Genomic DNA, 16,273 nt, shown 5'->3' on the forward strand with positions numbered 1-16,273 from the left:
ATGCTGTTTCTTGTCATTGACGGCTGGAATGACGGGCAATATCCGCGTCGACCATCTCCGTGGCAATCTCTTGAAGGGATTTCACGGGCGTCCAACCGAGTTTAGACTTTGCTTTTGATGCATCGCCAAGCAGAAGGTCGACCTCGGCAGGCCGCAACAGAGACGGGCTTGTCCTTACAAACTCCGTCGCATCTAAGCCCGCGTGCTCGAAGGCCAGCCGACAGAAGTCGCGGATAGACGACGTTTTCCCAGTGGCGACGACGTAATCTTCCGCAACATCCTGCTGCAACATCAGCCACATAGCACGAACATAGTCCTTGGCATGTCCCCAGTCCCGTCTCGCTTCGAGATTGCCGAGCGTCAGGTGATCGGCGCGACCCAACTTGATCCGAGCGACGCCGTCGGTGATCTTGCGGGTCACAAACTCGATCCCGCGGAGCGGGCTCTCATGATTGAATAGAATGCCGCAGCAGGCGAACATTCCGAAGCTCTCGCGGTAGTTCACGGTCATGCTATGTGCGAAGAGTTTAGCGCAGGCATAAGGACTACGGGCGTAGAATGGCGTTCGCTCATTTTGAACGGGCTCTTGGATCAAGCCATACATTTCGGAACTCGACGCCTGATAGAATCGTGCTTGCGGGCGTATGATCCGGAGTGCTTCGAGAATATTCACGGCTCCCAAACCCGTGACGGTACCGGTCAAAAGGGGCTGATGCCAGGAGGCCGCGACAAAGCTTTGAGCGGCAAGATTGTAGACCTCATCCGGCTGCGTTTCATGAATGACACGAATGAGACTCGAAATATCTGTCAGGTCACCATCTTTTAATTCGACCCGATCCAATATTCCGAGCCAACGCAAACGCTCGCCGACGACATCCGAGGACGCGGAGCGTCGAATAAGGCCGATCACACGATAGCCTTTCTCCAGCAATAATTGCGCAAGATAGGCACCGTCCTGGCCCGTGATGCCAGTTATCAAAGCTGTGGTCATTCAAGGTTCGCCCCGTTCCTGATACTCTGATACCCGGTTCCGTCTTGATGGCAAGAGGCAAGCCTCTCATTGAGGTAGGGCAAAGTCGTCCTGCTTCGTCGCGGCGCGGCGATCGCCTGTCGCGCTGCATCTGCTTCAGCTTTGCGGGCGTTAATCTAAATTGGATTTGCCACGATACTGGGGGAGGGCCGATCACGTTGATGGAGGAGCCGAAGCCATGTATCCCTCTGTCATTGAGCTCTCTCCAAGTTTTGCTGCTTTGCAACAGGGATGGGGGCAAGCTAGAAGACGGGGTTATAATGTCTAGCATTAAGCGCATAATTTCTGGACCAGCGAAGAAGCTGCATACAGCGGTCAGGGTTATACGTCATCAACGCGCTGATTTGCTGCCCTTGTTGGGCAGAAACCTCCGCCCCGCGCGCACCGCACGAATCCTGAAGCTGAACGCTGAAATCACCAAGCTGGCCCAGGATATCGGTGGTTCATATGTCGGGAATTCAAGCCCCACAGTCTCAGCCGTTCCGGATTCAAAGGCGGTTGTGGTCTCCATAATCATTACGACGAGCGGCGATGAACCAGCCTATCTACTTGATACAATCGAAAGCCTTCGGTGGCAAAGTTCTCAGAACTGGGAAGCCATTGTTTGTGTCATAAAGGAAGGACAGGACGGCAAGCGATGGAATCGCCTTCGCTCGATACGGCCGCTTTGGTCGGGCGCTCGGGTTGTTCGTCTACCGGGGGTATCGACGTCGCGTGGGTCCGCTCTTCAGAGCGCCGTGAAACAAGCAAAAGGCGCTTTCACGATTGTACTCGACGCAGGCGATCTGCTTTCCAAAGATGCCATTGCTATCCTCCTCGACCAGATAGCAAGCTACCCAGATTCGGTGATGATCTATGGTGATGAAGCTAGCCGCGTGACTGGGGGGGAGCCGATCAATCTAATTGCCAAGCCGGGCTGGTCGCCGGAAAGGCTCGCGAGCTACAACTACTTTGGCCGTCCATCGGCCTTGAGGCGAGAGTCGATCCTAGCCGCAGGTGGCTATGCCGGCGATCTAGGGCTGGCGACTGAGTGGGACATGGCGCTCAGGCTCGCACGTCCCTTCGCTGAGACCGCAAACGCCCGAGGCATCAGGCATATTCCAAGCGTCCTCTGCCATCGCATCCATGACAACGATCGTCCATCACCGGAGGACGCGCGATCAGTGCAATTCCGCCTGACCGCAGAGCGCCACTGGTCGCGACAGGCGATCAAGGCTGACATCAAAACCTCGCCTCATGGCGTCCAGCTTGCGACTTGGCCGATCACGCGGCCGCCGCTCGTCTCAGTGATCTTGGCGGACCCTCATGACGCAAGAGCTTTGGGTCGTTTTTGCCTTAAGATGACGCAGGTTGTCACCGCTGCACCTATCCAAATCGTTATTGTCGATCCTGGGCGGCAGGAACCGGAATGTCATGCTCTCTATCGCACCATCGAAGCGGCGGGCGGAGCGGTGGTCCAGTCCACACCAGACAGGGGCTATTATCATGCTTGCAACGTCGGTGCGGCTGCCGCGCGAGGTGAGCTTTTGCTGTTCCTGCGGCTTGGCGTTGAATTCCAGACGCTAGACTGGCTCGCAGAACTCGTTCGGCACGCGATCCGACCTGGCGTTGGTGTGGTGGCTCCAAGATTTGAACCGCTTGATGATGGGCGGTTCGGCGCCCCAGAAAATCCGATTTATTTCTCTGGCCCATGCCAGATCATCAGACGAAATGTCTTTAACCGTATCGGCGGATATGATGAACGATTCCAATTGATGCATGGCGACGCCGCGTTGAGTTTGAGTGCCAGTACGTTTGGATATCGCAATATACAGGTAGAACCGTCATTAGCTTGGGACGATAAATTCCAAATTCAGAATATCGAAGTTGATGATACATCTATTCTGACGTCCCAGATGGATGCGCTCGGAATCGGCGGTCTTAGGCCCTATGCGATCGGGCCAGGGGCGGCGGGCAGTTCTCAGCAGAACGGTCCACATCAATCATGCGATCTGCCGACGAGGTCTCGGACTCTGGACCTGAACAATGATCGCGAGATGAGCTGCAGTGTGGGACGGCCAATCACTGAAATCGTCGTCGAGGCTGATGGGGATCTTCGTATCACCGACATTTCGGCAGCCGCCCGCTTTATAATTACGCTGCTAAGACGTCGCGTTTCACTTCGACAGCGTTTTCCGATGGCACTGTCAGATGGAGCAAATGGCGCGTTCTGCCGCTGGTTGACCGACGATGACGAGGCGTCTTTTGGTCTCGAACCGGAGGAAAAGGCAATAATTCTTGGCGCCTTTGAGGCGGATTTGTCAAAGAAAGGGCGCCAAGTAGCCTTTTATAGCGAGGCTTTACGAGCATCCTCTCCGCTCTTTCTTTTACCAGAAGGAAGGGGTGCTTTGGCGACTATTCTTTTTGCCGCTGTCGATTCTCGTGTTTTGACGCTTGAGGAAGTCTGGTGGACAATGCTTCAGTCAGCTGAATCTATTGGCTCAGAAATGATTCAGACTTGGCTTTACACACCGGACTGGCAGAGTAAATTTCCTGCGGGCCTTAATGTAGCGGGAAAAGGGCCCGTTTCTCGCTGGATCCGTGATCGGTTCAATACATCTGCAAGCTATGTCGATGAGCTTTCATGGCCATTATCAACCAGACAGCTAACCAATGAGTCGGATCGATTGATCGAGGAGGAGAATGAGCCATCGATCAATTCGACGATTGAAGGGGTCAATATTCTTGCTCATTTTACCTATCCGTCTGGACTGCGCGTGTCAGCGGAAAATATCGCCGATAGTCTGAGAAGCCAGAACGTCCCGTTATCCTTACGAAACGTGCCGGTTAACCTGTCTTGGGATGAGCCGGAATTCGAACGATATAGCGGGGTCGAAAGCTATGACTTGTCCATCATTCACGTTCAGCCCGAACCCTACTTCGCCGATGTTTTTACGCGGGCAGGTATAAGCGAACGCTCTCCAATGACCTATCGCATTGGCTATTGGTATTGGGAATCGGAGGATATCCCTGAGGCCTGGGACTTGGCCGCGTCCAAATGCGACGAACTCTGGACAGCCACATCTTTCGTAAGTGATGCATTGAAGTCTCGCTATGCGAAACCGGTTCATATTTTGCCGCCTGGTTTCCAAATTCCCGAATTCCGTATGAGTTCAAGATCGCACTTCGGATTGCCCGAAGGACCTTTCATGTTCCTGTTTATGTTTCATATGACGAGCGCGATCGAGCGCAAGAACCCGCTTGGTCTAATCGCGGCATTCCGCGCTGCCTTCGATCCGAAAGATGATGTCATGCTCGTCATCAAGACGACATTCGGTAACGACCATCCGACGCAGCTTGCCGGCCTTCGTGCGGCGGCAGCAGGTTTCCCAATCTACATCATCGATGATGTTTACGATCGTAGCGATACGCTTAGTCTTATGAGCATATGCGATTGTTACATCTCCCTGCATCGTAGCGAGGGCCTGGGACTGACAATGATCGAAGCGATGCTTTTGGGCAAACCGTCAATCGCTACCGGTTATTCCGGGAATGTCGACTTCATGAATGACAGTAATAGCCTCCTCGTAGACCATCGTGTCGTGACATTGGATCGTGATATCCCTAATTATCGTCGCGGTTTGCGATGGGCCCAGCCATCAATCGATCATGCTATCGTTCATATGCGCTATGTTTTCGACAATCGAGACGCAGCGCATGATCTTGGCTTGCGCGGGCAAGCAGACCTGCAGACCAGGATGAGCCATCATCAAGCGGGTTCCGCCATGGTTCGGCGTCTTGCGGCGCTGTGAGTTGTAATCGCGAGAGGTAAGATTGCGCGATGAAAAATCGTGCAGCTTGTAGAACATGAGAGGATCAAGGAAATTAACGATGGCACCGTGAGTGCAATTTCTCCCGACTCGTTATACGTCATCTTGCTGGCGCCTTTCGTTGGCAGTTTCCTTGGTGTCCTGATAAAGCGGCTGCCGAAGCGGCTGCCGGTCGCCTTTGACCGGTCACGCTGCGATGATTGCAATCATATATTGGGGCCGCTTGATCTCGTTCCGCTGATCAGCTTTGTTGCCCTTCGCGGAAAATGCCGGTTTTGTAGCGCGCCGATAGGACTGTTTTACGTCTCGATCGAACTCGCGGCGCTCACGATTGCCGTGATCGCAATCGCGATGAGCGTCGATCCGGCAGTGATGTGGTTTGGATGCGTCCTGGGTTGGGCGCTTTTGGCCCTTGCCTGGATCGACTGGGGATACATGATCCTGCCGGACGTCCTGACCTTGCCGCTTATCCTACTGGGGCTTTTCGCGACATATTGGCTCGACCCGGGCGATATCACGGATCATGCATTGGCCGCGGCCTTCGGTTACCTGGCCTTTCGCGCTATCGCTGTCCTCTACCGTCGGATTCGTGGTCGGGACGGTTTGGGTGAAGGTGACGCCAAGCTGATGGCGGCAGCCGGCTCCTGGGTCGGCATTGGACCTCTGCCTTACATTCTGATCGGCGGCGCTGTTTTGACTTTAGCGGCGGCCGCCTTGAAGTCTTGGTGGTCGCGTCAATCTATCGAGCCTAGGATGCGGCTTCCCCTCGGCGCTGGCCTGTGTCTGGCTTTGTGGATTGTATGGGTCTTTGCGAGCAGCTCTATAATGCGTTGATGCGAGGGTTTCAGTCCTATGTGTTTGCTGCCAACATTTGATGGAGTGGATCAAGCCGGAATCTTTTAGGCTCACTTGTCCAGCATTGTCTGACCCGACAGGCGCGAGACGGAAATCATGCCGCTGGCACCTGAAATACGGTGCTTGGGGGCAGCGTTGAGCATGGCCTTGTTGTTTGGCGGTTGAACCATGGAGAAGCCACCGCCCGCGAGGGCAATGCGCCAGGCGATGTCAAAATCCGACGGATGCAGTGGCAACAAGCGCAGCAGCAGAAAGGCGATGCTGACGACGAGCATGCCGAGTGATGTGAGTAACGCCGCCGGATAGCGGTCTGCCATGCGGCCGACCAGGGGCGCCGTCACCACGATTGCGATGGGCCAGGCCGTCATGATCAATCCGGTTTCCACAGGACCGCGATGACTTCGACAAGCCATCGTCGGACGAAAGCAAAAGCGCAGGCGCAACTGACGTCATAGCGGTCTTACAGAGAAAGGCGGCTGTATGGCGATCTTTTGGCCCGCAGCGGCCAATTAGATAACCTCATTGAAGGGGATCTCTGCGCGATTGGCCGCTTTCATGACATGGAGATGCATGAAATAGGCAGCATCCTCGGCCGAATGTCTTTCGATCGCCCTGAAGATATTCTCATGCTCATTCAAGGGTTCTGACAGCCGCCGGTGAGAGGCAAGCGGCAGACGAAGGTTTTCGCGGAAGGTGGCGCCGAACTGGTCATAAAGATCCAGCAGAAGCTGGCTGCCGGAGCAGGTCAGAATCATGCGATGAAATTCGAAATCGCATTGCACATAACTGACCAGGTCCTCATCGCGGACGGCACTGCGGCTGGCCGCAATATTGGCAGCCATTTCATCGATTTGACTTTGGGTCGCGCGGGTCGCCGCGATCCGCGCCCCGTATCCTTCGATCATGAACCGAAACTGATAGATCTCTGACTGCTCATAGCCTTTGCCGGATTTCGGCTGGCTTCCATGAGCCTCCGTCCCCTCCGTATCGGCGACAATCGTTCCCTGCCTCGGTATCGTTCTTAATACGCCGAAGGCTTCGAGGATTGACAGCGCCTCTCGCAAGGACGAGCGACTGACTTTCAAGGTCTTGGCGAGATCCCGTTGCGGTGGCAATGCTTCGCCGATCGGCCATTTGCCCGCCTTGATCAGGCCGTGCAGATGGCGGGAGGTCGCGTGGGCAACCTGAACCTCGGAAGATGGGGCTTGCTCAACCTGCCCGCAGACGTCGTCGCTGGTCACCTCAGGCAGTCTCCTCACGCGTTATAGGCCTATCGTCTGGTCCGACCTGAGCTTGGCCAGTTCTCCAATCGCACCTGAAACATCCCCAGCGCACAGATTTAGTCAAGAGGCTGTCTTATAAAACCCAGAATTTTTGGGTGTAATTGCATTATTTATAATCAAATGCCAAAAAAATCAGCGGAATAATTTTTACATTTATCATCTTGACGCAAAATTGTGCGAATGTTCATATATCGTGGTCGGGCCAGAGAGCGCTTGTCTGTATCTCACGCCCCAGCAGCGGATTCAATGGAGGCTTGTTGCACAGATGACGAGTTCGAACGACCGCGCGAGCGGAATGACCCGGCGCGGGTTTATCCAGACAGCCGGTGCGGCTGGTGTTGCGACAGCAGCACTTGATATTGGAGGCGCGACCGAGGCCTCCGCTGCTCGCGCCAATACCTTGGTGATCGCATCTCCGTCGACCCCGCAAGGCATGGACATGGAGTTCGACGTCAGCCTGGGATTTGTGGATTGCCTCGGTGCACTGTACGATGATCTTCTCGCCTATGAGAAAATTCCTGATCCGAAAAGCCCGGATGTCTTGCGCGAAAATCTCGGCCTTTATCCGGATCGCCCGGGCGGATTGGCTTTGCAGGGGCGCCTGGCGGAAAGCTGGGGCGTCAGCGGCGATGGCCTGAAGGCAACGTTCAAGCTGCGCGAAGGAGTCAAAAGCAACTGGGGCAATACGCTCTCGGCGACCGACGTGAAATGGACCTGGGACCGCAAATTCGCGGAGAAAGTGCAGGGTGCGTTCAATACCTCTGTCCTTGGTCTGACCAGCCCTGACCAGATCAAGATCGAGGGTGACAACGTCATCTCGTTCAATTTCGAGAAGCCCACGCCCATTCTGTTCCGGCAGCAGGTCAGCCCGGCCAACCCGATCTTCGATTCGACGAAGTTGAAGGAAGTCGGTGGTACCGATGATCCCTGGGGCACGAAATTCCTCCAGAACGATAGCGCGGGTTTTGGTCCCTATCGGCTGAAGCAGATCGTTCGCGGTCAGCAGGCGATCTTTACCGCGCGTGACGATTATTATGGCGCCAAGCCTTTCATGAAAAACGTCATCATGAAGGAAGTGCCGAACTCGGCCAGCCGCTTGTCTCTTCTGCAGGGCGGGGCCGTGGATATTGCGCAGTTCCTGGAGCCACGTGAATATATATCCTTGAAGAATTCAAAGAAGGCGACCTTTGACGCCGTCGATGCGTCCTATCTGATGTGGCTTTCCATCAACTGCACCACCAAGCCGTTTGATGACGTTCGCGTCCGCCAGGCGATGAATTACGTCATCCCCTACAAAGACATTATCGAGACGGTTTATTACGGCCTGGCGACGCCGATGACGGCTCCGATGCCGCATATCTATCCGATGGCCGACAACAGCTACGCATATGAAGAGAACGTCGATAAGGCAAAGCAGCTTCTTGCTTCGGCTGGACTAAAAGCCGGCTTCACGACGACGCTGAGCTACAATGCGGGCGACCCGACGCATGAGCCGATCGCGCTCATCTATCAGACGGCACTGGCCAAAATCGGCATCAAGATCGTGCTCGACAAGCTTCCCGCCGGCGTCTTCTATGACTATGTCGCGAAACGCTCAAAGCCCTTGATCTTGTATCTAGATTCGCCCTGGACGTCTGACGCCGGCTATGCACTTGAGCTCTATTTCGACAGCCGCAGTTATATTGACTACAGCAATTATACGAATGCGAAAGTGAACGATCTTATCCGCACGGCGCTGGTGACGCTGGACGATGTCGATCGGAAGAAGAACTTCACGGAAGTGCAGAAGATCGTCATGAACGAGGCGCCTTGGGGCTTCTTCACCTACCCTCAATACTGCCTCGCGCGCGCACAAGATCTGAAGGGCTTCACCTATTACACGGCCAATAACCTTCGGTTCCAAGACTTCTACAGGGCATAACACGCGTGGACGCTCAAGAGGGGCCGCAGCGAACGCCGCCTGACCGCAACCCCTGGCATCAGACCCTGTGGTCCATTGTCCAGGCGCGGCCGAGATTCGCGATCGGCTATATCATCGTGGCTTTGGTCATGATCGGGGCGATCTTCGCCCCGGTTCTGGCGCCTTATAATCCCGTCTCGGCCAATCCACAGTCGGCCCTTCTGTCGCCGAGTGCGGCGCATTGGTTCGGCACGGACGCGGTCGGCATGGATGTGTTTTCCCGCTGCCTCTATGCGCCACGTATCGATCTGACGATCGCCGTGTCAGGCACCTTGATTTCGGCCGTCATCGGCAGCCTGATCGGAGCCTGGGTCGGTTTTCATGGACGCAGCAAGGGCGTGCGGCAGGGTATCGGCTTCGTCATTATGCGCGCGGCCGACGTGTTGCAGGCCTTTCCGGTCTTCGTGCTTGCCATCGCCCTTGTCGCAAGCCTCGGCCAAAGCATCCAGACGGTGGTGATCGCCATCGCTTTCGTGAATATTCCGATCTATCTTCGGCTGATGCGGTCTCAGGTTATCTCCATTCGCGAGATGAAATTCGTCGAAGCAGCGGAAGTCGCCGGCGTCTCCCACAGCAAGATCATCCTGCGCCATGTCATTCCGAACGCCATGGCGCCGACCCTGGCCCAGCTTTCGATCAATATCGGATGGTCCGTCATCATGACGGCCGGTTTGAGTTTCATCGGCGCCGGCGTCAGGGCGCCGACACCCGAATGGGGTAGCATGATCGCGGCCGGATTCCAGAACATCGTGACCGGGCAATGGTCTCCCTCGGTTTTCCCGGGCGTTGTCCTGGCGATCACCGTCTTCGGATTCTCTCTGGTCGGCGCGAGTGTCGAAACCTTCGCAGATCCCGCCAAGGTTCGCCGTCTGGTCGCGGACATCGCCGCGCGGAAGAGACGCGCTTCGGCGCCGCGTGCCGCTTTGGGGCGAGGTCAGTAACATGTCAGGTCTCCCTAAATTTCTGCTGCGGCGGCTGGCCTATCTCATTCCCCAGCTGTTCGGAATTCTGCTGCTCAGCTTTTGCCTGATCAAAACCATTCCCGGAAATCCGGCGGTGCTGATGCTGGGGCCGATGGCGCAGCCGGATTCTATCGCAGCACTCACGAAGCGGCTGGGCCTGGATCAGCCTTTGCCGGTGCAGTTCCTGATTTATCTGAAGGATCTGGCTCATGGCGATCTCGGCACATCCTGGCAGACGACACGACCGGTCCTGAGCGATCTGATCGACCGCTTTCCGGCGACGATCGAACTCGTGACCTTCGGACTGCTGGTCGCGATCCTCATCGGCGTGCCGCTCGGCATTCTGTCCGCCATGCGGCAGAAAAGCGTGACCGCGCGCATCGCTGAACTTTATGGTCTGGTGACAGGCGCACTGCCGGATTTCTGGATCGGGCTGCTGCTGATCTTCGTCTTCTATACGATTTTGGGCTGGGCACCGGCGCCGCTTGGCCGCATCGACATCGCGGTGATCGCGCCGCCGACCGTGACCGGGTTCCTCACGATCGACAGTCTTCTCGACGGAAACCTGGATGCCTTCTTCTCTGCGATCTCGCATCTGGTGCTGCCGGTGCTGACGCTCGGCCTGATCAATGCCGGCCCGATCATGAAGATGACGCATTCTACTATGGAGCGGATGCTGCAATCGGATTTCAGCCGGTTCGAGGTGATGAGCGGCCTGCCGCGCCGGCTGGTCATGCGGCATGCGCTGCATAACGCGCTGCCGCCCATCCTCACGATCATCAGCGTTCTGTACGGCTTTCTGCTGGGCGGTGCGGTCCTGGTCGAGATTGTTTTTTCATGGGGCGGGGCAGGGCAATATGCCGTGCAGGGTGTGCTGAACGCCGATATCTACCCTGTCCTCGGCTTCGTTCTTTTTGCCGCCGTATTCTCGCTCTTTGTCTATCTGCTTGTCGATATCGCGTATTTTCTGCTTGACCCAAGGATCGGGCGATGAACGGGCCGCTTGTCAATGTCACGGACCTGCGGGTCGAGTTTCCCTCACTGACGGGGCCCGACGTTGCGGTGATCTCTGGCCTCGACCTTGCCATCGAGCCTGGCCAGGTGGTGGGGCTGGTGGGAGAGGCCGGTGCTGGCAAGACGGTCCTCGCCCGCAGCATCATGCAAATGGTGCCGGAGCCCGGGCGCGTCACCAAGGGCCGTGCGGAACTGCAGGGCGAAGACCTGCTGACCATGTCGGAGCGGCGCCTGCAGCGCGTGCGTGGCGCCAGGATATCGATGATCACCGCCAATCCGCGCGGTGAGCTCAATCCTCTGCTGCCGGTCGGCGAGCAGATCGCCACCATGGCCCGCGTCCATCTGGGACAAGGTCGCAAGGAATCCCGTGAAACCGCGCGGGCGATGCTGAGAAAGGTGCAGATCTCCGATCCGGACCGCCGATACGCGGCCTATCCGCATGAATTGAGCGGCGGCATGGCGCAGCGCATTGTCATCGCGATCGCGCTGGTCTGCGGACCGCAGGTGGTGATCGCGGATGACGCGACCAGCGGTTTGGATGTCACGGTTCAGGCGCAGATCCTGATGCTTCTGCGTGACCTTGCCCGCGAGCAGAACAGCTCGATGCTGCTGATCACCCGTGATGTCGGGATCACCGCGCATGTCTGCGACCGAATCGCTGTCATGCATCAGGGCGAGATTGTCGAGGCCGGCGACCGGCAGGCCGTGTTTCTGCGTCCCGCGCATCCCTATACGATCATGCTGCTGGCCGCCTTCTCCCATAATAAGCGCCTGAGGGCCTTATGGTCGCATGCCGATGCGGACAAAGCCGCGCCGGCACGAGGAGAGCAGGCCTGCAGCTATGTCGGCCGCTGTCCCTTGGCCCAGGCCCGCTGCCGTGCTGAAAAGCCCATGCTGCGGATGATCGCGCCCGGACATGAAGCACGATGCCATTTCCCGGTGGTAAGATGAAAAAACTCGTTGAAGTTGTCGGCCTCAAGAAGCACTTCCCGATCAGCGGAAGCAAGAAGGTTGTCCAGGCCATCAACAATATCTCTTTCCATGTCATGCCGGGCGAGACGGTCGGCCTGGTCGGCGAAAGCGGCTCCGGCAAAACGACCGTCGGGCGTTGCCTGCTGGGTCTGACGGACGTCACCGACGGGTCTATCCTTTTCGAGGACCAGGATCTGGCCGGGCCGAAAGTCCGCAAGAAGCATCTCGGTGACCTGCAGATCGTCTTTCAGGAATCGATGGAGGCGCTTAACCCGCGCCTGCCGGTTTTCCGCTCGGTCGAGGAGCCGCTGACGACTTTGGGTTTCGATGCCGCGGCGCGCGCGGAGCGGGTGCGGGAGGTGATCGATCGCGTGGGCCTCTCGCAAAGGCTCGCGAAGCTTTATCCGGCCGAGCTCACCGGCGGCCAGTTGCAGCGTATCGGCATCGCACGGGCGATCGTGACGCGGCCCAAGCTGCTGGTTCTGGATGAGCCGACATCGATGCTGGATCCGACATCGCGTGCCGATATCATCGAGCTGCTGATCTCGCTCCAGGCCGATCTTGGCATGGCGTCGCTGTTCATCTCTCATGATTTGAGCACGCTGCGGCATGTCAGCCAGCGTGTTGCCGTGATGTATCTTGGCATGATCGTGGAGCAGGGGCCGGCCAGGGAGGTTTTCGGGCGTCCGCGGCATCCCTACACGGTCGGTCTGCTGTCATCGGTGCTTTTGCCCAACCCTGACCTGCCTCGCCCCGTTCCGGTGGCGTTGAAGGGGGAGATACCAAGCCCGATCGACCTGCCGACCGGATGCTTTCTGGCCTCCCGCTGCCCGCTGGCGATCGAGCAATGCCGTGCCGCGATGCCGCCGGCGCATCCCGTGGGCGAGGATCACTTCGTCCATTGCATCCGCCACGAGGCGCTTGGCCATAGCGATGAGATGAGCCGGGTCTTCGACGCTTTTGAGCGCGAGACCGAACGAATCCTCAGCATCGGCGCGAGAACGAACTAGGCCTCGGCGGACAAATCAGGAGAGCATCATGGGACGGCTTGAAGGCAAAAAGAGCATCGTGACCGGCGGCGGTCGCGGCATTGGCGCGGCCATTGCGAAGGCTTTCGCGCGGGAAGGTTCGGATGTCGTGGTGCTGGACCGGACAGCCGCTGACGGGGCCGAGACCGTGGAGGCTATTCAGCAGTCCGGCGGCCGTGCTTTCGCCGTGGGCGCCGATGTCTCGGACGAGCAGGCGGTCGGCCAAGCGATCGCGGAAGCCGAGGCCTGGCTGGGCCAGATCGATATCCTGGTCAATAATGCCGGCATTCAAACCGTCGGCCTGATCAAGGATATGTCCGTCCAGATGTGGGACGAGATGATTGCGGTCAATCTGCGCAGCGTGTTCCTGTGCACAAGGCTTGTTCTGCCGGGCATGCTGGAGCGCCGCTGGGGACGTATTATCAATACGGCGAGCCAGCTTGCGCATAAGGGGGCGGCGGAACGCGGCCATTACGTGGCGGCGAAAGCCGGCGTCGTTGGCTTCACAAAATCCCTGGCCTGGGAGGTCGGGCGTTCCGGCATCACGGTCAATGCCATCTGCCCCGGCCCCATCGATACCGACATTACGCGGACGATGTCGCAGGACCTTCTGCAAGCCAAGATCGACGAATTGATCATCGGACGCCTTGGCACCGTTGACGAGATTGCGCCGACCGCCGTGATGCTGGCTTCCGACGAAGGTGCCTATTATCTTGGCGTGACGCTTAATCCGAATGGCGGGGACTACCTGATATGACGCGCCCTGTTTTGAGCGAGGCGGAGATCCGCGGCCTGGCCCTGCGCGCTGGGTTGGAGCCGACGGAGGGCCGCCTCGCGGAACTGGCGGAGGGTGCGAGGCATCTTGCGGTCATGCTGACGGATCTCGACCGCGATCTTGACCGCAGCGTCGAATCGGCAGTCATCTTTTCGGCGGAGCGGTCGCGTTGAATACCGTCCCCAATTTTCCGACGATCGCTGAAGCCTCGGACCTTATCGCGCGTGGCGAGATCACCCCGGTTGATCTGACGCAACATTGTCTGAGCCGCATTGCCGCGCAGGACGGCGTGCTCCACAGCTTTCTGACCTTCACGGGGGAGCAGGCGCTGCAGGCGGCCGAGCAGGCGACGGCCGAGATCAGGTCCGGCCAGTACAAAGGTCCGCTGCACGGGATTCCCGTCGGGATCAAGGACATCTTTGATACGGCTGGTGTTCGGACAACCGGCAATTCAAGGCTGCTGGAAGAGCGCGTGCCGAGCGAGACGGCTGAAAGCGTCAAACGTCTTGAAGCGGCGGGCGCGATCGTGCTCGGCAAATTGACGACGCATGAATTCGCCCTCGGCGGGCCGTCCTTCGATCTGCCATGGCCGCCGGCGCGCAACCCCTGGGACAAGGCCCGCTTCACCGGCGGATCGAGCAGCGGCACCGGTGCGGCTGTCGCCGCCGGGCTGGTGCTGGCCGGAACGGGATCCGATACGGGCGGGTCAATCCGCAACCCCGCCGCCTATTGCGGTATCACCGGGCTGAAGCCGACCTATGGGCTGGTGAGCCGCCGCGGCGTCATTCCGCTGGCCTTCTCGCTCGATCATGTCGGGCCGATGGCGTGGAACGCTGAAGACTGCGCCATCATGCTGCAAGCCATGGCCGGGTTTGACGCGCGTGATCCCGGTAGCGCCAGTGTGGCTATTCCTGACTATAGGCAGGCTTTGGCGACAGGCGTTGCGGGGCTGCGCGTCGGTATTATTCGCCATTTCCACGAGGAGGATCGCGCGGCCGAGCCCGCCATGCTGGCCGCCTTTGAAGACGCCGTGCATGTTCTGACCGCGCTTGGCTGCAAGGTGAGCGAGGCGCGTCTTTCGCCGCTCAGCCAATATGCGGCCTGCGGCAATGTCATCATGCTGTCCGAGGCCTATGCCATTCACGAGCAGGACTTGCGGGATCGGCCGGATATGTATGGCTATGCCTGCCGCGCCCGCATGTCGATCGGCGCGATGATCACGGCGGCCGACTATCTGCGGGCGCAACGCCGGCGCACGGAACTGGTGGCGGAAACCGCTGCGGCCATGCACCAGTTCGACGTGCTGCTGACGGTGACGGCGGCCAGCGAGGCACCGGAAATCACGCAGGTTGGCCCCTTCGGGAGCTACGAGAAGCCGCTTTACACCATGCCGGCGAATGTCACCGGCAGCCCGACGATATCGGTTTGCTGCGGCTATTCCGCCAATGGCCTGCCGCTCGGCATGCAGATGTCGGGGCGGCCGTTTGACGACGCCACCGTCCTGCGCCTGGCCCATGCGTATGAGACAGCGACGGCATGGCGCGGCAAGCGCCCCCAGGTCATGTAAGGACCAAGGATCTTGGAAAAAATTCTCGTAACGGGGGCCGGCGGGCTGATCGGCAATGCCGTCCGTGTGGCGCTGGAAGCACGCGGAACACCGGTCGTGCCGACCGATATGGGCAGCCGCACGGAAGAGGGTTTGGCGCTCGTGGCGCTGGACCTGCGCGATACCCATCGGCTGCATGAGATTGTCCTGCGCGAAGGGGTCGGCGCTATCGTCCATTGCGGCGGTCTCTCGGGCCCCATGCAAGGCAAGGACAATCCGGCGCAGCTGATCGCTATCAATACGATCGGTTCGGTCAATATGCTGGAGGTGGCAAGGATCCAAGGTCTGCGGCGGGTGGTGCTGCTGTCCTCCGTCTCCGCCTATGGTCACACGCCGCCGGGAACGGCCGCCGTCCCGGAAGATGTTCTGCTCCAGCCGAATACCGTTTACGGCGCGAGCAAGGCCGCGACGGAGGCCATCATGCGCGGCTATGTGCTGGAACATGGGGTCAATGCCGTTGCCTTGCGTCCCGGCTGGCTCTATGGCCCGCGTCGGACGACGCATTGCGAGATTCGGCACATGCTGTTGGCTGGTCTGCATGACAGGCCTTTGCGCCTTCCGGCCAGCGCCGACGCGTCGCGTCAGTTCATTCATGTCGACGACATGGCGCGCGCGATCCTGCTCGCTTTGGATAGGAACGGCTTTGCGGGCAAGGCCTATACGATCAATGGGCTGGAGACGACGACGCTTCAATCGGTCGGGGCCAAGGTCGCCAAGCATTTTCCGAAACTTGATTTGTCATTCGACGGACCTGCGGACGGTGATGTGCAGGCGCCTTTCGATCTTTCGGCTGCGGAGAGGGATCTGGGCTTCCGTCCTGACATCGACCTCGATACCGGCATCGCATCTTATCTTGGTTGGATGAAAAGCAGGCTTTGAAGCCAGCGCTTCGGCCTTTCTCCTTCTCCAGAGCGTTTCCTGTTCGCCCAGGCTCACAGGTGCCGCTCTAGATCATTGCTTTTGCGAGCATCTTCACCCG

At 58.4% G+C, this 16,273-nt stretch carries 14 protein-coding genes; 11 read left to right on the forward strand and 3 right to left on the reverse strand.

From position 1 onward, the window contains the following. Positions 1-13 precede the first annotated feature (13 nt). Positions 14-991 (reverse strand): GDP-mannose 4,6-dehydratase, encoded by a 978-nt coding sequence (locus ACELLULO517_RS23230; RefSeq protein ID WP_227309825.1) that lies wholly within the window; start codon positions 989-991, stop codon positions 14-16. Positions 992-1,290: 299 nt separating this feature from the next. Here ACELLULO517_RS23230 and ACELLULO517_RS23235 point away from each other — a divergent pair, with 299 nt between their 5' ends. Together ACELLULO517_RS23235 and ACELLULO517_RS23240 are read left to right on the forward strand one after the other, a co-directional pair. Continuing rightward, the gene (locus ACELLULO517_RS23235; RefSeq protein ID WP_227309826.1) at positions 1,291-4,821 is read left to right on the forward strand and encodes a glycosyltransferase; all 3,531 of its coding nucleotides are present in this window, start codon (positions 1,291-1,293) and stop codon (positions 4,819-4,821) included. A gap of 87 nt (positions 4,822-4,908) precedes the next feature. After that, on the forward strand, positions 4,909-5,673 hold the full coding sequence (locus ACELLULO517_RS23240; protein ID WP_227309827.1) for a prepilin peptidase: 765 nt from the start codon (positions 4,909-4,911) through the stop codon (positions 5,671-5,673). Positions 5,674-5,744: 71 nt separating this feature from the next. Here ACELLULO517_RS23240 and ACELLULO517_RS23245 read toward each other — a convergent pair whose 3' ends face one another. Both ACELLULO517_RS23245 and ACELLULO517_RS23250 read right to left on the reverse strand, forming a co-directional pair. After that, a complete protein-coding gene (locus ACELLULO517_RS23245; protein ID WP_227309828.1) occupies positions 5,745-6,107 on the reverse strand; it encodes an MFS transporter in 363 nt (120 codons plus the stop codon). Positions 6,108-6,203: 96 nt separating this feature from the next. Continuing rightward, on the reverse strand, positions 6,204-6,935 hold the full coding sequence (locus tag ACELLULO517_RS23250) for a FadR/GntR family transcriptional regulator (RefSeq protein ID WP_227309829.1): 732 nt from the start codon (positions 6,933-6,935) through the stop codon (positions 6,204-6,206). Between the two features lie 307 nt (positions 6,936-7,242). Here ACELLULO517_RS23250 and ACELLULO517_RS23255 point away from each other — a divergent pair, with 307 nt between their 5' ends. Genes ACELLULO517_RS23255 through ACELLULO517_RS23295 form a run of 9 tightly spaced genes read left to right on the forward strand, consistent with a single transcriptional unit; the run spans position 7,243 to position 16,173 of the window. Further along, positions 7,243-8,898, forward strand: a complete 1,656-nt coding sequence (locus ACELLULO517_RS23255; RefSeq protein ID WP_227309830.1) for an ABC transporter substrate-binding protein — start codon at positions 7,243-7,245, stop codon at positions 8,896-8,898. A 5-nt stretch (positions 8,899-8,903) separates the two neighbouring features. Next, positions 8,904-9,878, forward strand: coding sequence for an ABC transporter permease (locus ACELLULO517_RS28970; RefSeq protein WP_227309831.1), 975 nt, complete (start codon positions 8,904-8,906; stop codon positions 9,876-9,878). A 1-nt stretch (position 9,879) separates the two neighbouring features. Next, positions 9,880-10,893: an ABC transporter permease gene (locus ACELLULO517_RS23265; RefSeq protein ID WP_227309832.1), complete on the forward strand. Its 1,014-nt coding sequence runs from the start codon at positions 9,880-9,882 to the stop codon at positions 10,891-10,893. Then, positions 10,890-11,864, forward strand: coding sequence for an ABC transporter ATP-binding protein (locus ACELLULO517_RS23270; RefSeq protein WP_227309833.1), 975 nt, complete (start codon positions 10,890-10,892; stop codon positions 11,862-11,864). Before ACELLULO517_RS23265 ends, ACELLULO517_RS23270 begins: the two co-directional genes overlap by 4 nt. Continuing rightward, entirely contained in the window at positions 11,861-12,895 is a 1,035-nt protein-coding gene (locus tag ACELLULO517_RS23275) for an oligopeptide/dipeptide ABC transporter ATP-binding protein (RefSeq protein ID WP_227309834.1), read from the forward strand. The genes ACELLULO517_RS23270 and ACELLULO517_RS23275 overlap by 4 nt, the downstream gene beginning before the upstream one ends. A gap of 28 nt (positions 12,896-12,923) precedes the next feature. Further along, on the forward strand, positions 12,924-13,670 hold the full coding sequence (locus ACELLULO517_RS23280; protein WP_227309835.1) for an SDR family NAD(P)-dependent oxidoreductase: 747 nt from the start codon (positions 12,924-12,926) through the stop codon (positions 13,668-13,670). Then, a complete protein-coding gene (locus ACELLULO517_RS23285) occupies positions 13,667-13,861 on the forward strand; it encodes a hypothetical protein (protein ID WP_227309836.1) in 195 nt (64 codons plus the stop codon). Before ACELLULO517_RS23280 ends, ACELLULO517_RS23285 begins: the two co-directional genes overlap by 4 nt. Continuing rightward, a complete protein-coding gene (locus ACELLULO517_RS23290) occupies positions 13,858-15,255 on the forward strand; it encodes an amidase (RefSeq protein WP_227309837.1) in 1,398 nt (465 codons plus the stop codon). Before ACELLULO517_RS23285 ends, ACELLULO517_RS23290 begins: the two co-directional genes overlap by 4 nt. A gap of 12 nt (positions 15,256-15,267) precedes the next feature. After that, complete coding sequence (locus ACELLULO517_RS23295; RefSeq protein WP_227309838.1) at positions 15,268-16,173, forward strand: NAD-dependent epimerase/dehydratase family protein; 906 nt, start codon at positions 15,268-15,270, stop codon at positions 16,171-16,173. Positions 16,174-16,273: the final 100 nt, after the last annotated feature.

This window comes from Acidisoma cellulosilyticum, from assembly GCF_020621385.1.
GTDB classification, from domain to species: Bacteria; Pseudomonadota; Alphaproteobacteria; order Acetobacterales; family Acetobacteraceae; genus Acidisoma; species Acidisoma cellulosilyticum.

What these genes read in the sequence shown, in the direction of transcription:
- ACELLULO517_RS23230 (WP_227309825.1), bottom strand. Translation starts at nt 991, where the DNA reads ATGACCACAGCTTTGATAACTGGCATCACGGGCCAGGACGGTGCCTAT.
- ACELLULO517_RS23235 (WP_227309826.1), top strand. Translation starts at nt 1,291, where the DNA reads ATGTCTAGCATTAAGCGCATAATTTCTGGACCAGCGAAGAAGCTGCAT.
- ACELLULO517_RS23255 (WP_227309830.1), top strand. Translation starts at nt 7,243, where the DNA reads ATGACGAGTTCGAACGACCGCGCGAGCGGAATGACCCGGCGCGGGTTT.
- ACELLULO517_RS23285 (WP_227309836.1), top strand. Translation starts at nt 13,667, where the DNA reads ATGACGCGCCCTGTTTTGAGCGAGGCGGAGATCCGCGGCCTGGCCCTG.
- ACELLULO517_RS23280 (WP_227309835.1), top strand. Translation starts at nt 12,924, where the DNA reads ATGGGACGGCTTGAAGGCAAAAAGAGCATCGTGACCGGCGGCGGTCGC.
- ACELLULO517_RS23270 (WP_227309833.1), top strand. Translation starts at nt 10,890, where the DNA reads ATGAACGGGCCGCTTGTCAATGTCACGGACCTGCGGGTCGAGTTTCCC.
- ACELLULO517_RS23245 (WP_227309828.1), bottom strand. Translation starts at nt 6,107, where the DNA reads ATGGCTTGTCGAAGTCATCGCGGTCCTGTGGAAACCGGATTGATCATG.
- ACELLULO517_RS23275 (WP_227309834.1), top strand. Translation starts at nt 11,861, where the DNA reads ATGAAAAAACTCGTTGAAGTTGTCGGCCTCAAGAAGCACTTCCCGATC.
- ACELLULO517_RS23265 (WP_227309832.1), top strand. Translation starts at nt 9,880, where the DNA reads ATGTCAGGTCTCCCTAAATTTCTGCTGCGGCGGCTGGCCTATCTCATT.